Annotated in this window: 12 protein-coding genes; 1 reads left to right on the top strand and 11 read right to left on the bottom strand. The window is 29.9% G+C overall.

Translation table 11 applies throughout. The features are described 5' to 3' along the window. Window positions 1-14: 14 nt before the first annotated feature. From I2E98_RS04730 to I2E98_RS04715, 4 genes are all read right to left on the bottom strand, one after another. Complete coding sequence (locus I2E98_RS04730) at window positions 15-452, bottom strand: ACT domain-containing protein (RefSeq protein ID WP_195467814.1); 438 nt, start codon at window positions 450-452, stop codon at window positions 15-17. Between the two features lies 1 nt (window position 453). After that, the gene (gene thrB, locus I2E98_RS04725) at window positions 454-1,353 is read right to left on the bottom strand and encodes a homoserine kinase (protein ID WP_195467813.1); all 900 of its coding nucleotides are present in this window, start codon (window positions 1,351-1,353) and stop codon (window positions 454-456) included. Further along, the gene (thrC, locus tag I2E98_RS04720; RefSeq protein WP_195467812.1) at window positions 1,346-2,815 is read right to left on the bottom strand and encodes a threonine synthase; all 1,470 of its coding nucleotides are present in this window, start codon (window positions 2,813-2,815) and stop codon (window positions 1,346-1,348) included. The genes thrB and thrC overlap by 8 nt, the downstream gene beginning before the upstream one ends. 187 nt (window positions 2,816-3,002) lie before the next feature. Next, complete coding sequence (locus tag I2E98_RS04715; RefSeq protein ID WP_195467811.1) at window positions 3,003-5,552, bottom strand: calcium-translocating P-type ATPase, PMCA-type; 2,550 nt, start codon at window positions 5,550-5,552, stop codon at window positions 3,003-3,005. Between the two features lie 279 nt (window positions 5,553-5,831). Here I2E98_RS04715 and I2E98_RS04710 point away from each other — a divergent pair, with 279 nt between their 5' ends. Next, on the top strand, window positions 5,832-7,469 hold the full coding sequence (locus I2E98_RS04710) for a putative manganese-dependent inorganic diphosphatase (protein WP_195467810.1): 1,638 nt from the start codon (window positions 5,832-5,834) through the stop codon (window positions 7,467-7,469). Window positions 7,470-7,513: 44 nt separating this feature from the next. On the opposite strand, the gene I2E98_RS04705 is transcribed toward I2E98_RS04710, so the two are convergent. From I2E98_RS04705 to nifJ, 7 genes are all read right to left on the bottom strand, one after another. Continuing rightward, a complete protein-coding gene (locus tag I2E98_RS04705) occupies window positions 7,514-7,684 on the bottom strand; it encodes a YvrJ family protein (protein WP_195467809.1) in 171 nt (56 codons plus the stop codon). A 71-nt stretch (window positions 7,685-7,755) separates the two neighbouring features. Next, window positions 7,756-8,553, bottom strand: a complete 798-nt coding sequence (locus I2E98_RS04700) for an aminotransferase class IV (protein ID WP_195467808.1) — start codon at window positions 8,551-8,553, stop codon at window positions 7,756-7,758. 27 nt (window positions 8,554-8,580) lie between these two features. Beyond that, window positions 8,581-9,219 carry an HAD-IB family hydrolase gene (locus I2E98_RS04695; RefSeq protein WP_195467807.1) on the bottom strand — a complete coding sequence of 213 codons (639 nt, stop codon included), beginning with the start codon at window positions 9,217-9,219 and terminating at the stop codon, window positions 8,581-8,583. Window positions 9,220-9,281: 62 nt separating this feature from the next. Then, on the bottom strand, window positions 9,282-10,475 hold the full coding sequence (locus I2E98_RS04690; RefSeq protein WP_195467806.1) for a pyridoxal phosphate-dependent aminotransferase: 1,194 nt from the start codon (window positions 10,473-10,475) through the stop codon (window positions 9,282-9,284). A 13-nt stretch (window positions 10,476-10,488) separates the two neighbouring features. After that, a complete protein-coding gene (locus I2E98_RS04685; RefSeq protein WP_195467805.1) occupies window positions 10,489-11,316 on the bottom strand; it encodes a PHP domain-containing protein in 828 nt (275 codons plus the stop codon). 276 nt (window positions 11,317-11,592) lie between these two features. Beyond that, complete coding sequence (locus I2E98_RS04680; RefSeq protein ID WP_195467804.1) at window positions 11,593-11,919, bottom strand: DUF1292 domain-containing protein; 327 nt, start codon at window positions 11,917-11,919, stop codon at window positions 11,593-11,595. A gap of 218 nt (window positions 11,920-12,137) precedes the next feature. Next, window positions 12,138-15,656, bottom strand: coding sequence for a pyruvate:ferredoxin (flavodoxin) oxidoreductase (nifJ, locus tag I2E98_RS04675; protein ID WP_195467803.1), 3,519 nt, complete (start codon window positions 15,654-15,656; stop codon window positions 12,138-12,140). Window positions 15,657-15,770 lie beyond the last annotated feature (114 nt).

Below are 15,770 nucleotides of genomic sequence, written 5' to 3'. Positions count from 1 at the left end.
AAACTCACTAATTTTTATTCCATTGCAATAAATTCAACTTTATCAACAAATTCTAATCTTTTTAATTCTTCTAGCATTTTGCTTAATTCAATTTTCATCGTTGATATATCAATAGTTAAACTTAGGTTTGCTAAATTATTAATTGGAATACCTTGATCAATAGTTAAAATATTTCCACCTTTTTCAGAAATAAAATTTAGTATATTAGAAAGTACACCCTTTTCATGCGCAATTATCATATTAAAAGTTGCTTTTCTTCCATTAGACATTTGAGAAAACTCAAAAACATAATCCCTGTACTTATAATAAACACTTCTGCTTATTCCTGCAAGCCTGGTAGCTTCAGTAATTTCCTTTACCTTACCTTCTTGTAAGATCTTTTTTGTATTAATTACCTTTTCAAATACCTCTGGCAAAACCTTTTTATCAATAACTAAATAATCACCATTCATATTATTCACCTTTCAAAATTTTTGCCCCATGTTTATCTATTTTTAACTCTTTAATATCCCAATTAATATTTTGTTCTTTCATAAAATTTGTAAAATCACTTACAAAGCTTATATCTTTATTATCTACTATTGCCATTAATGTTGGCCCTGCACCACTTAAAAAACAACTAAATGCTCCAAGTTCTAATGATTTATTATAAACTTCATCAAAATTATCAATAAGTTTACTTCTAAACCTTTCATGAATTCTATCTTTAGTGGCTTCCTTTAACAAAGCATAATTTCCATTTGAGAAACATGATATTAGAAGGGCAGCCCTCCCTATATTATAAATACAATCTCTAAATGGAACCTCTTTAGGCAATATCGCTCTAGCCTTTTCAGTTGAAAGCTTAAATCTTGGAATCAATGCAATAAACTTAACTCCATCTTTAACTTCTACACAATTATATAATGGCTTTTTATTATCTACCATTATAGTAGAAACTAATCCTCCAAAAATAGCTGGACATACATTATCAGGATGTCCTTCAATCTCAACAGCTAAACTTAATATCTCATCTCTGTTTATTTCTTTGCCCATTAATGCAAAAGCCCCTATAAGCCCAGCTACTATACAACTTGAGCTTGAACCTAGTCCCCTTGATATTGGGATATCTTGCTTTATTATTTTAATCCTTATGCCATTAAATTTAAAGTCATATTTATCAAAAACTTTCTTTATGGCCATAAAAATAATATTATCTTCACTTTGAAATTCTTCTTCAACACCTTCAAAGAATAGCCCCTTATTCTCTTTAAGTTCAAATTCATATTCATTATATATATTTAAGGAGATTCCCAGCGAATCAAATCCAGGCCCCAAATTGGCTGATGTCGCTGGTACTCTTACTTTAATCATTTTTAGTTCTCCTTAAAAAATCAAGTAAGCTCTCTTTCATTTTATCCTTATTACATATTTCCTTATGAAGTATTTCTTTTTTATCTAAGTTCTTTAGATTATTAGGTATATCAGTGTTCGTATTATCACTTAATATGTTTAATATTTCAAAATCATTTTTCCCACTAATATCTATTCCTAAGGCATTACAAATACTTCTTGGAAATTTGTACGGACTAGCTGTTGATGCAACTAATGCCTGTCTATAATCTGAAGTTTCTTTTCTATATTTTTCTAATACTACATAGCCCACTGCAGTATGTGTATCCATTAAATATTGCTCATTATCATAAACATATTTAATAGCTTCATAAACTTCATTAATATTTGCATAATTCCCATAAAAATCATTTAAAAATTCTTTAGCATTTTGGGAAATTGAATATACCCCTTTTGAATTCAACTCCTCCATAAGCTTCTTAGTTTCTAATGAATCCCTGTTATTAGCCTCAAATAATAATCTTTCTAAATTTGATGAAATTAAGATATCCATTGATGGTGATTCTGTTAGTATTAACTCTCTTCTTTTATCATATACTCCTGTCTTTAAGAAGTCTGTTAATACATTATTTTCATTTGATGAACATATTAACTTTCCTATAGGTAGCCCCATTTTTTTCCCATAATAAGCTGCTAATATATTCCCAAAGTTCCCTGTTGGAACCACTATATTTATTTTATCGCCCTCTTTTATTTTTTGCTTATTGACTAAATCAAAATACCCATAAAAGTAATAAACAATCTGTGGTATTAGTCTTCCAATATTAATTGAATTTGCTGAAGATAATAAAAATCCTTCTTCTTTTAATTTCTTCTTCAATTCATTGTCCCCAAATATTGACTTAACCCCACTTTGCGCATTATCGAAATTGCCCCTAATTCCGATTACTTTTACATTATTACCTTCTTGTGTTACCATTTGCTTTTGTTGAATTGTACTTACTCCCTTTTCAGGATAGTAAACTACAACCTTAAATCCATCTACATTGCTAAACCCCTGCAATGCAGCTTTACCAGTATCTCCAGATGTTGCAGTTAATATTACTATTTCTTCGCCTATATTTTCTTTTTTCTTTGCAGCTTTCATTATTTGTGGTAAGAATAAAAGTGCTGCATCCTTAAAAGCCGATGTAGGCCCATGATATAATTCTAAAAAGTTTTTCTCTTCCTTTACAAAGAATTTATCATTATAAGCATTTCTTATTGCCTCTTTTAAATTTTCATCACCAATATCATCAAAAAATTCCCTAATTATCTCATATGCTAACTCTTCATAAGAAAGCCCCATTTTCTTTTTCAAATTATCATATAATTTTGGAAACTCTATTGGAACATACAATCCTCCATCATCAGCAATCCCCTTTATAATTGCTTCAGAAGATGAAATAGCTTCCCCTTTTCCTCTAGTGCTTATAAATCTCATTTTACACCTCCAATATCTTTATTTATTTTTCATCTTTCTGTGTTATATTTGTATTTCAAGCAAGAATTACCATATAAAAATATTAACATGTATTTCTATAAAATACAACTGTTTTTTTCTTGTAAACATTTAAATTTGTACATTTTAACAAAAATAGGCCATCTAATCAAAGATAGCCCATTTAAATTTACTTTTTAGATTTTATAAGAAGATACACACTATTTATTAAGAAAATTATTCCTGAGAAGAATATTACTAATAACCATTGTCCTAAATTTAAGGCAACTGTATTAAATATTCCCCTTAAAAATGGAATATATAATATACCACATATCATTGTAATTGAGATTATTGCTGCTCCTAATAAATATATATTTGATAATACATTTATTTCAAATATAGAATGCCTTTCTGATCTACACTCAAAAACATGTAAAAGTTGAGACATAACTAATGTACATAATGCAATTGTTCTACAAGTTGCTAAATCCATTCCATAATATCTACCAACCATAAATGATAATAAAGTACAAATTCCAATTAGACATCCTCTAACAATAATTTTTTCCCAAAGACCTCTTGCAAATATACCTTCATTCTTTTCCCTTGGTGACTGTCTCATTATATCTTTATCTGCAGGGTCAATTCCTAATGCAATAGCTGGTAATCCATCTGTAGCTAAGTTTACAAATAAAATCTGTATTGGTGTAAGTGGATTTGGCAAGTAAAATAATGATGCTAAGAACATTGTTAACACTTCACCTAAATTACAAGATAATAAGTATCTAATAAACTTTCTTATGTTATCATAAATAATTCTTCCTTCCTCAACAGCAGATACTATTGTGGCAAAATTATCATCCATTAAAACCATTGATGCGGCTTCCTTAGTAACATCTGTTCCTGATATGCCCATAGCAACACCTATATCAGCTTCTTTTATTGCAGGAGCATCATTAACACCATCACCAGTCATTGCAACTATGTTATTATTCTTTTTAAAAGCTCTCACTATTCTTAACTTATGATTTGGAGATACCCTTGCAAATACCCTTAATTTATCTACTTTCTTTACTAACTCTTCATCAGACATTTTTTCTAATTCATCACCTGTAATAGCTTGATCATCTGTAGTACAAATATTAATGCTCTTTGCAATTGCTAAGGCAGTATTTTTATGGTCTCCTGTTATCATTACAGGCTTAATTCCTGCCATTTTACACTTTAATACTGCATCTTTAACTTCTATTCTAGGAGGATCCATACTACCTGCAACTCCCAAGAATATTAAATTATCTTCAACAGAATCATTTTTAACTACATGCTCCTCTTTATAGGCAGCTGCTATACATCTTAACGCTCTATTAGACATAGATTCAATATAATTATAAATTTGCTTTTTCTTTTGAGCTGTAAGCGGCTTTATTTTGCCATTTTCTAATACAGAATTACATCTCTCTAATACTCTTTCTGGAGCCCCCTTCATATAACAAGTTTCTTTACCATTTACATTCATTATTACAGTCATCATTTTTCTAGTAGAATCAAATGGTATTTCAAATGATCTGTTAGCTCTTGCAATAAAACTTTCTGCTTCTTTTGTTTCTTTAAAAAACACTTTAACTAAAGCTGTTTCTGTAGGATCTCCCATAACCGCTTTATCAATATCTTTAATATCATAATTATAATTTGTATCATTACAATATACAAAAGCTTCTTTTAGCTTTTCACAATCATATAACTTTTCTTTATCTAACTCATAAATTTTCCCATTTGTTAAAATTTCTTTTACTGTCATTTTATTTTGAGTTAAAGTCCCAGTTTTATCTGAACAAATTACTGAAGTACATCCTAGAGTTTCAACTGCTGGTAATTTTCTAATTAATGCATTTCTCTTAAGCATTCTACTTACACCTAATGCTAATGCAACAGTAACTATAGCAGCCAACCCTTCTGGTATTGCGGCAACAGCCAATGATACACCTAAAAGGAACATTTCAGTAATATTATTTCCCCTTAATATTCCAAGAACAGTAACAATTATACATACTATAACACAAACTACAACTAATATCTTACCCAAGGAATCTAATCTTTCTCTTAAAGGAGACTTTTCTTCTTCTATGTTATCTAAAAGATTGGCTATCTTTCCCATTTCAGTTTTCATACCTACGGAATCAACCATTAGCAATCCTCTACCCTTTAAAACTATTGTACCCATGTATCCTTCATTTTTTCCTTTGTTTGTATCTTTAGATATACCTACAGATTCTCCTGTTAATAATGATTCATCTACTACCATATTTGCAGCATCAATAAATGTTCCATCTGCCGGAATTCTATCCCCAGCTTCTAATATTACAACATCACCTATTGTTAATTCTCTTGAATTTATTACCTTAATATTTCCATCCCTTATAGCCTTACAAGTGGGTGCTGCCATCTCCTGTAATGCTTCTAGTGATTTTTCAGTTCTAAATTCTTGTACAAAGCCTAATATTGCATTTACAATTACTATAATAAGTATCGTTATTGCATCTGCCTTGTCCCCAATAAATCCTGATATAATAGTGGCTCCTATCAATACCCATACTAAAAAATCATTGAATTGAGCTAAGAAAATCAAAATCGGTGACTTCTTCTTTTTATGTTTAAGTTCATTTAAACCATAGGTTTTAATTCTTTTTTCTGCTTCTCTACTACTTAATCCCCTAGTAAATTCTTTTTCCTGTATCACTCTTTCTCCTCCTCATCAAGAACTCTTGTATATATATATTAATGTTTATGTAATACTATGAATAATTAAGTTAAATTTCTATTCATTATACTTTACATTTTTATTTACAAATCTCAGTTAGAAATATAGAATAGTAATATGCGAAAATATGTATAAAGCTATTAAGATAGTAAATTTTTTGAATAGCATTTTGCTAGTTTAAAAAGTTAAAAGTTATCTTTGATAACATAAAAATTTAATTGCTTTATTTATTTAAATATACTAAGGAGGGCATATTACATGAAAGATATAATTTATGTAACTGGTCATAAAAATCCAGACTCAGACTCAATATGTGCAGCTTATGCATATTCTGAATTTAAAAACAAGATTGGTGAAACTAAAACTGTTGCTTGCAGACTTGGTGATGTAAATCAAGAAACTCAATTTATATTAGATTATTTTGATGCTGAAGCACCAAAATTCTTAAACACAGTTAAGCTTAAAGTGGAAGACTTACAATTTGACAATATAAGTCCTATTTCTCCTGACATCTCATTAAAAACAGCTTGGACAATTATGAGAGATAAAAATATAAAAACTTTACCTGTAGCTGATGAAAATAACCACTTATTAGGGGTACTATCTGTAGCTAATTTAACTTCTTGCTATATGGATATCTGGGATAACAGAATATTAGCAAAAAGTAATACAACTTTAGATAACATAATTGATACTTTATCTGCTAAAGTTTGTTATGTAAATGAAGATATAAAATTCTTCCCTGGTAAAATAGCAGTTACAGCTATGCAACCTGATACTATGACTGAACACATAGAAGAAGGTGACATTGCTATTGTTGGTGACAGAGAAGAAGCTCAAGCTGCATTAATCAACCTTAATGTTTCATTAATGATAGTTACTGGTGGATATGCTCCATCTGAAAAAATAATAAGCTTAGCTAAAGAGCATGGTGTTACTGTAATAGTTACTCAACATGATTCATTTACAGCTTCAAGACTTATTGTTCAAAGTATCCCTGTTGGATATGTAATGGTTAAAGAAAATATAGTTTCTTTCACAACTGATGATTTAGTTGATGACATAAAAGGAGTTATGGCTGAAACTAGATTTAGAAGCTATCCTGTTTTAGATCAAAATGGTAGAGTTGTTGGTACTGTTTCTAGATACCACTTAATTTCTAACCACAAGAAAAAAGTTATCCAAGTTGACCATAATGAAAGAGGTCAATCTGTTGATGGATTAGAAGATGCTGAAGTAGTAGAAATCATCGACCACCACAGAGTTGCTGATATTCAAACTAATAATCCAATTTACTTCAGAAACGAACCAGTTGGAAGTACTTCAACAATAGTTGCTAAATGCTTCTTTGAAAATGGTATTAGACCATCAAGAAAAGCTGCAGGACTTCTTTGTGGAGCAATAATCTCTGATACATTATTATTCAGAAGCCCAACTTGCACTCCACAAGATAAGTATATCTGCAAAAAACTTGCTGAAATTGCTGGTATAAACATAGAAGAATTTGCAAAAAAAATGTTTAAAGCAGGTACTTCATTAAAAGGTAAAACTGTTGAGCAAATCTTCAATACTGATTTCAAACCATTTACTATTGAAGGTACTAAAGTAGGTATTTCTCAAGTTAATACAATGGATATTGAAGGATTTATGCCTTTAAAAGAAGAAATGTTAAATTATATGGATCAAAAGGCTAAAGAAGCTGGATTAGAAATGGTTATGTTATTATTAACTGATATATTAAATGAAGGTTCTGAAATATTAGTTACAGGTGCTAAACCTGAAATAGTTGAAAAAGCATTTAAAATTACTTTAAAAGATAAAGGTGCATTCCTTCCTGGAATTCTTTCTAGAAAGAAACAAGTTGTACCTCCAATAACTAATGCTATAACATCTTAATATAAAAAATGAGTGTATCTCCATGATACACTCATTTTTGATTACTACTCATTATCAATTACAATACCAAGTTTAGTAGAAATTATGGTATTCAGCTTATTTATTGAAAATGTTAATGTCATTATTTGCTTTTCTAATCGTATTAGTAAATATGCACTAATAGCTACTGGAAAACCAACATTAGCAATTAAATTAATAAGTTCATTTATTTCCATAAATTTACCCCCTAAAATAATTATTACACTTAATATATATCCAGTAACTATCATTTTTTTATAAAACAATTTTATAATTTTCCTTCTAAAAGTTCATTATATCTCTTCATAATTTTTCTTAAAATTTCATTGTTAACATTAAATTTTATATCATCAACTTGAGATATTGGTAATATAGCAACTGAAGTTCCTGAAATAAATAATGAATCTAGTTCTCTTATTTCTGTAGCCTTTATTTCTTTTTCCTCTACTTCTATCCCTAATGATTCTGCTATTTTAAATATTTTATCTCTTGTAATTCCTCTAAGTACTGCTTCACCCTTAGCTGTTATAAGTTTTTTATCCTTTATTCCAAAAAAGTTTGATTTACTTCCCTCTGTAATAAAACCATTTCTATCTACTAAAAGTGCTTCATGAGCATTAGCTTCCTTCATTTTTTCTGCAATTTTCGCTCTAAATTCTGTACTAACTATCTTTAAATTAGGATTTTCTCTTTCCCCATAATAAAGAATAACTTTTACTCCTTTTTCATAGTATTCCTCAGCAGGATACGAATGCATTATATAATATATTTTTAAATTACCATTACTTATATTATATGTAATCTTTATATTACCAATAGCATTATCATTCTTTTTAATAACTTTAGCTATTAAAGTTTCTATATCCTCTTCACTATATGGAAATTCTTTATTTATAAGCTTAAATGATTTTTGCATTCTAGCTAAGTGTTCCTTTAAAAATACTGGCTTTCCATTAACAACTCTTAAGACCTCATATATTATCTTTTCCTTATAATCTTCATCAGTAAAATCATTAATAGAATATATTATTCCATTATTTAAGTAAAATTTATTTATCGCTTCCATTAACATTACACTTCCTTTGAAGATTATTTATTTCCATCTTAAAATTTCTATTTCATGTTTCTTTTTATAATTAATTAAATATGGATTTCCAACAAGATCTAATAATGGTTTGTCTGATAATGAATCTGAGAACATATATGAATTTTTAAAATCTACTTTTATATTTTTTTCTTTTAAAACCTCATTTAATCTTCTAACTTTTTCTTCACCTTTACAGTTCTTTCCATCCATTTTTCTTATGAATTTTCCACCTTCAAATGCAAACTTAGTTCCAATTATTAAATCTACTTCTTTTATTGCATAAAATTCTTTAACATAGAACTCTGGTGATGCTGATATAAGTATTACCATATATCCTGCTTTTTTTAATTTCTTTATCATATCTACTGCATCTTTATAAAGTATTTTACTTATTCTTTCATCATAAAATGATTTAGTAAGCTTAGCTAACTCTGCTTCATCTATGTTTTCTATAAACTTTAAAAAACACTCTTTAACTCTTCTTTCATCATAAACCTTAATGCCATACATTGCTCCTGAATATAAAGCTCTTGGTAAGAATTTTATGTTTTTTATATCCTTAGATACAATATATTTAAAAAATTCCATTAAAGTCTCTTTTCTTGTTATTGTATAATCTATATCAAATATCGCTAATTTTTCCACGTATTTTCCTCCAGCTTAACTTACTAGAGGCTGAGCATTCTATATGCTTCAGCCCCTTTTATTTATTTTAACTTATTAACAAACTTATTAATTCTTTCTAGCCCTTTTTCAATTAATTCCATTGAAGTTGCATAAGATACTCTTACATAGTTGTCTAATCCAAAAGCTTTTCCTGGAATAACTGCTACTTTTTCATGTTCTAATAACTTAGCGGAAAAATCCATTGAATCAGTAATTTTTTCTCCATTAATTTCTTTTCCTAAACATTTATCAATATTTATCATAATATAAAATGCACCTTGTGGTTTAATTATGCTTAAATTATTCATTTCTTCTAAAGTCTTAACCATATAATTTCTTCTTCTTTCGAATTCGGAAATCATTTCTTTAACCTTATCTTGGGGACCATTTAAAGCTTCAACTGCTGCATATTGAGTTATAGAACAAACATTAGAAGTCATATGGCTTTGAATATTAGTCATAAGTTTTGAAATCTTTTCTGTTGCACCACAATAACCTAATCTCCATCCTGTCATAGCATAAGATTTAGATAAACCATTAATAACAATAGTTCTTTCATATGCATCATCTGAAACACTGGCAATACTTACATGCTCTTCTCCATCATATATTAACTTCTCATACATTTCATCAGAAACTATTATAAGATTATACTTTTTCGCAAATTCAGCTATTTCCATTAATTCTTCCTTACTATAGATAGTTCCTGTTGGATTATTAGGCGTATTTAATATAATAGCTTTAGTCTTTTCAGTAACTGCCTTTTCTAAATTTTCTTTAGTAAACTTATAAGAAGATGTTTCATTACTTTCTACAAATACTGCTTTTCCATCTGCTAATCCTATAAGTTCTGGATAACTAACCCAATATGGATTTGGTACAATTACCTCATCTCCTGGATTTAATATAGCTAAAAATGCATTTGCAAGTGATTGTTTAGCCCCTGTAGATACTACTATTTGTGATGGGTTATATATTAAACCATTGTCATCCTTAAATTTCTTACATATAGCTTCTCTTAATGGAAGTATTCCATTTACATTTGTATATTTTGTATTACCATCTTCCATTGCCTTTATAGCAGCATTAATTATATTTTGTGGAGTATTAAAATCTGGTTCACCTGCTCCAAAACTAATTACATCAATTCCACTTTCTTTCATTTCTTTAGCTTTTGCTGTTATTGCTAAAGTTACTGACGCTTCGATTCTTTGTGCTTTTCTTGATAATTCCATTGATCTGCCCCCATTATCTCTTATTAAATTTAATAAACTTTTCTAAATAGTCTTCATTTAAACCACAACTACCTATAGATAAATTATCATAACCTAAGGCTTTACCATGATAATCACTTCCTCCAGTTACGCATAACTTATACTTTTTAGATAAATTAAAAAATTTATTTATATCTCCTTGTGAATGGCTTGGATGATATACCTCTATACCTTTAAGGCCAAAACATCTTAATTCCTTTAAAATATTTTCAACTTCAATTTTTCTATATATTTGGCCTGGATGAGCTAAAACAGCTACTCCACCAGACTTATTAATTACATCTATGCAATCTCTATAATTCAATCTAAATCCTTTAACATATCCCGGTTTTCCTTGAACTAAAAAATTTCTAAAAGCACTTTTATAGTTATCAAAGTAACCCTCTCTAACCATTGCATTCGCTACATGACTTCTTCCTACTGTTGCATCTATATCTATAGCTAAATCTTCCAATTCTAATTTAATATCATATTTTTTTAACTTAAATAATATCTCTTCTACTCTTTTTATTCTTTGAATATTTAATTCATTTACAACTTCTTGCAAGTGCTTATTATCAATATCCATAAAATATCCAAGTATATGCAATTCCATTTCTCTATATTCACTACTAAGCTCTATGCCTGGAATTATATTTATTTCTTCATAATTATTTTTAGTAATATACTGTGCTGCTATAGAATCATGATCTGTTATAGAAATGTATTTAATATTATCTTTTATTGCTGAATCAATTATTTCTTCTGGACTTTTTATTCCATCAGAATAATTTGAATGAATATGTAAATCCGCATACTTCATCTTATTCACCTTTTCTTTTCAAGTGAAATTTTCATTTATAACTTTTACTTAGTTTAAGTTACTTCTCAAATTGTTATTCTAACTTACAGTATAATATTAAAATTTAAAATAAATTTTAATATTATATTAAAAACCAAGCAATATTTCCCATAATAAAAATATATCACCTTACTTATGAAATGTAAATTGAAAACAACGAATTAAATTATCAATAATATTAATTAAATTATAAAAAAAGAGACCACACAAATCTTTTTGTGCAATCTCTCCAAATTATTACTCGTCAGCTAAAACGTTAGTATAGTATTCAGTTACTTTATCAAACTCAGCTTCTTCTGGAACTATAAGTTCTCCCTCTTCAGTTGATCTGAATAGATATACTGATTCATCTTCTGGATTTTGAGCTAATACATATTCATTTTCTTCAAATTCAAATGCATCAACTATTGGACAAGATATAACATTTCCGTTATCATCTTCTAAATCTACAACAAAGTGCTCATGTTCGTGTTCTCCACATCCACAGTTATCTCCACATCCGTGGCTATCATGATCATGTCCGCATCCGCAGCCTTCGCCGCATTTATTTAATTCATTTTCCATTTTATATTCCTCCTTAATAATAAGTTAACCAATATGAATTTAAAATAAATATAAAAATTTATTTTATTAATATTGCTTAACTTAACTAGTCTTTATAATTGTACCCTTATTCTTAGGAAAATAAAAGAAAAATATATTTTTTTTATAAAAATTTAAAAGCTTTTTGTAAAATATAAATAAAAAAAGAGGTTTTCACCTCTTTTTTTGTTAATTTATTACTATTCTTGATTAGCAAGTTTTCTGTAATTTTCCAATCTTTCCATTGCATCTGCTTGAGTCTTTTCAAATAAAGCTTCTGCTGCTTCTGGGAATGCCTTAGCTAATGAAGCATATCTAACTTCACCCATTAAGAATTCTCTAAAGTCACCCTTCGGTTCTTTTGAATCTAAAGTAAATGGGTTCTTAGTTCCTTTTAATGTTGGGTTATATCTATATAATGCCCAATATCCACAATCTACAGCTTTTTTAGCTTCTGCTTGTGAATTTGTCATTCCAGCTTTAATACCATGGTTAATACATGGAGCATAAGCTATTATTAATGATGGTCCATTATAAGCTTCTGCCTCTGCTATAGCTTTAAGAACTTGGTTTTTATCTGCACCCATACAAACTTGAGCAACATATACATAACCATAACTCATAGCCATCATACCTAAATCTTTCTTCTTAGTTCTCTTACCTGATGCAGCAAATTTAGCAATTGCAGCTGTTGGTGTAGCTTTAGAAGATTGTCCACCAGTATTTGAGTAAACTTCTGTATCAAATACTAATACATTTACGTTTTCTCCTGATGCAAGAACATGGTCAAGTCCACCGTATCCAATATCATATGCCCAACCATCTCCACCAAAGATCCATTGAGATCTCTTAACGAAGAACTCTTTGTCCTTTAAAATAGTCTTAGCTATTTCAGCATCACAATTTTCAAGTGCAGCAACTAAAGCATTTGCTCTTTCTCTAGTTCCAGCGCTTTCTTCTTTATTATCTAACCACTCTTTTAATACAGCCTTAGTTTCATCTGCTAAGTTACTTTCTAATGCAATTTTTACATTTTCAGCAACTCTATCTCTTATAGCTTGAACTCCTAAGAACATACCTAATCCATATTCAGCATTATCTTCAAATAATGAATTTGCCCAAGCTGGACCATGTCCATTATGATTAACTGTATATGGAGTTGCAGGAGCTGATCCTCCCCAAATTGAAGAACATCCTGTAGCATTAGCTACCATCATTCTATCACCAAATAATTGAGTAACAAGTTTAGCATATGGAGTTTCTCCACATCCAGCACAAGCACCTGAGAACTCAAGAAGTGGTTGTTCGAATTGACTACCTTTTAATGTATTCTTATTCATTGGGTTCTTCTTAGCAGATACTTCTGTTGTTGCATAATCCCAAGCCTCTATTTGATCATGTTGACTATCTTGTGGCTTCATTACTAAAGCTTTATTCTTAGCTGGACATACTTCAGCACAGTTTCCACATCCAGTACAATCAAGAGGTGTAACACCAATTGAGAACTTATATGGAGCTTCTGTCTTTAATGCCTTAGCATCAGTAGTCTTCATTGAATCAGGAGCTTTTTCAGCTTCTTCACCAGTCAATAAAAATGGTCTTATTGCTGCATGAGGACATACTACTGAACATTGATTACATTGAATACAGTTTTCTGGTATCCATTCTGGAACATTAATTGCAATTCCTCTTTTTTCATATGCAGCTGTACCAGCCATGAAAGTACCATCTTCCATACCATGTTTAACAAATGTTGAAACAGGTAATCCAAAACCTTCTTGTCTATTCATAGGTTCAACTATATCTTTAATAAATGCTGGAGCTTCTTTAGTAGTAGCTACTTCTGTATCTACTGCATTTGCCCATGCTGCTGGAACTTCTATTTTTACTATAGATTCAATACCAGCATCAATAGCAGTATTATTCATATTAACAACTTTTTCACCTTTTTTACCATATGATGTAACAACAGCTTGTTTTAAGTATGTTACTGCCTCATCAACAGGTATTATATTAGCAATCTTAAAGAATGCAGCTTGCATTATCATGTTAATTCTTCCACCAAGGCCAATTTCTTGAGCTATCTTAACAGCATTTAATGTATAGAATTCTATATTCTTTTCAGCTATAGTTCTCTTCATTTCTGCTGGTAATCTTTCATCTAATTCTTCTGGTGTCCAAATTGTATTTAATAAGAACTTACCGTTATTCTTTAATCCATCTAATACATTATATTTATAAACATATGATTGATTGTGACATGCTACAAAATCAGCTTTATCTATTAAATATGGTGATTTAATTGGCTTCTTACCAAATCTTAAGTGAGAAACTGTTATACCACCTGATTTTTTAGAATCATATGAGAAATATCCTTGAGCATACATATCAGTATGATCACCGATAATCTTAATAGCACTCTTATTAGCACCAACAGTACCATCTGAACCTAATCCCCAGAACTTACAAGCCTTAGTTCCTTCTGGTGTAGCATCTATATCTTCTACTGTTTCAAGTGATGTAAATGTTACGTCATCAACTATACTAATTGTAAATCCATTCTTAGGCTCGTCCTTAGATAAGTTAGCATAAACTGCAGCTATATCTGAAGGGTTTGGATCTTTTGAACCTAATCCATATCTACCACCAACTATAACTGGAGCATTTTCTTTGCCAGCAAATGCACTTACTACGTCTAAGTATAATGGTTCACCAATTGATCCTGGTTCCTTAGTTCTATCTAAAACTGCAATCTTTTTAACTGTATCTGGAATTGCAGCTAATAATTTTTCTACTGAGAATGGTCTATAAAGTCTAACCTTTACAACACCAACCTTTTCACCCCTAGCATTTAAGTAATCTACAGTTTCTTCAGCAACGTCAGTTCCTGAACCCATTGCAATAATTACTCTATCAGCATCTGGTGCTCCATAATAATCAAAGCAGTGATATTCTCTTCCTGTTAATTTAGTTATTTCAGCCATATATCCTTCGACTATTTCTGGAATATCATCATAGAATCTGTTTACAGCTTCTCTTGTTTGGAAGTATATATCAGGGTTTTGAGCTGTTCCTCTAGTTACTGGATGATCCGGATTTAAAGCAGATTGTCTAAATTCTTTTACTGCATCCCAATCAACTAATTTAGCTAACTCATCATATTCTAAAACTTCAATTTTTTGAATTTCATGAGATGTTCTAAATCCATCAAAGAAGTTCATAAATGGAATTCTAGTTTTAATTGCAGTTAAATGAGCCACTGCAGATAAGTCCATAACTTCTTGAACTGAACCTTCAGCAAGCATAGCAAAACCAGTTTGTCTAGCTGCCATAACATCCTGGTGATCTCCAAATATATTTAATGAAGATGTTGCTAGTGCTCTAGCAGATACATGTATAACCCCTGGAAGTCTTTCTCCAGCTATTTTATACATATTAGGAATCATTAATAATAAACCTTGTGAAGCTGTATATGTAGTTGTATAAGCTCCAGCTTGTAATGCTCCATGAACAGCCCCTGCTGCTCCTCCCTCTGATTGCATTTCCATAACCTTTACTGGTTGTCCAAAAATATTTTTTCTACCTTGTGCAACCCATTCATCAACATGCTCTGCCATTGGTGATGATGGAGTTATTGGATAAATAGCAGTTACTTCTGTAAACGCATATGACACGTGTGCAGCAGCAGTGTTACCATCCATAGTCTTCATTTTTCTCATCTTCTCTACCTCGCTTCCCTTTTTTTTAATTTAAGCATATAAAGAATATGGTATATATCGAAATAAACTATATTTAATTTCAATAATATACCACTGTTGCTTACATAAACTTTA

The organism is Clostridium sp. D43t1_170807_H7 (assembly GCF_015555905.1).
Classification (GTDB): Bacteria; Bacillota; Clostridia; order Clostridiales; family Clostridiaceae; genus Clostridium.
This window is presented reverse-complemented; position numbering and strand designations above follow the sequence as displayed.

What these genes read in the sequence shown, in the direction of transcription:
- thrC (WP_195467812.1), bottom strand. Translation starts at nt 2,815, where the DNA reads ATGAGATTTATAAGCACTAGAGGAAAAGGGGAAGCTATTTCATCTTCT.
- I2E98_RS04710 (WP_195467810.1), top strand. Translation starts at nt 5,832, where the DNA reads ATGAAAGATATAATTTATGTAACTGGTCATAAAAATCCAGACTCAGAC.
- I2E98_RS04690 (WP_195467806.1), bottom strand. Translation starts at nt 10,475, where the DNA reads ATGGAATTATCAAGAAAAGCACAAAGAATCGAAGCGTCAGTAACTTTA.
- I2E98_RS04700 (WP_195467808.1), bottom strand. Translation starts at nt 8,553, where the DNA reads ATGGAAGCGATAAATAAATTTTACTTAAATAATGGAATAATATATTCT.
- I2E98_RS04680 (WP_195467804.1), bottom strand. Translation starts at nt 11,919, where the DNA reads ATGGAAAATGAATTAAATAAATGCGGCGAAGGCTGCGGATGCGGACAT.
- I2E98_RS04705 (WP_195467809.1), bottom strand. Translation starts at nt 7,684, where the DNA reads ATGGAAATAAATGAACTTATTAATTTAATTGCTAATGTTGGTTTTCCA.
- I2E98_RS04685 (WP_195467805.1), bottom strand. Translation starts at nt 11,316, where the DNA reads ATGAAGTATGCGGATTTACATATTCATTCAAATTATTCTGATGGAATA.
- thrB (WP_195467813.1), bottom strand. Translation starts at nt 1,353, where the DNA reads ATGATTAAAGTAAGAGTACCAGCGACATCAGCCAATTTGGGGCCTGGA.
- nifJ (WP_195467803.1), bottom strand. Translation starts at nt 15,656, where the DNA reads ATGAGAAAAATGAAGACTATGGATGGTAACACTGCTGCTGCACACGTG.
- I2E98_RS04730 (WP_195467814.1), bottom strand. Translation starts at nt 452, where the DNA reads ATGAATGGTGATTATTTAGTTATTGATAAAAAGGTTTTGCCAGAGGTA.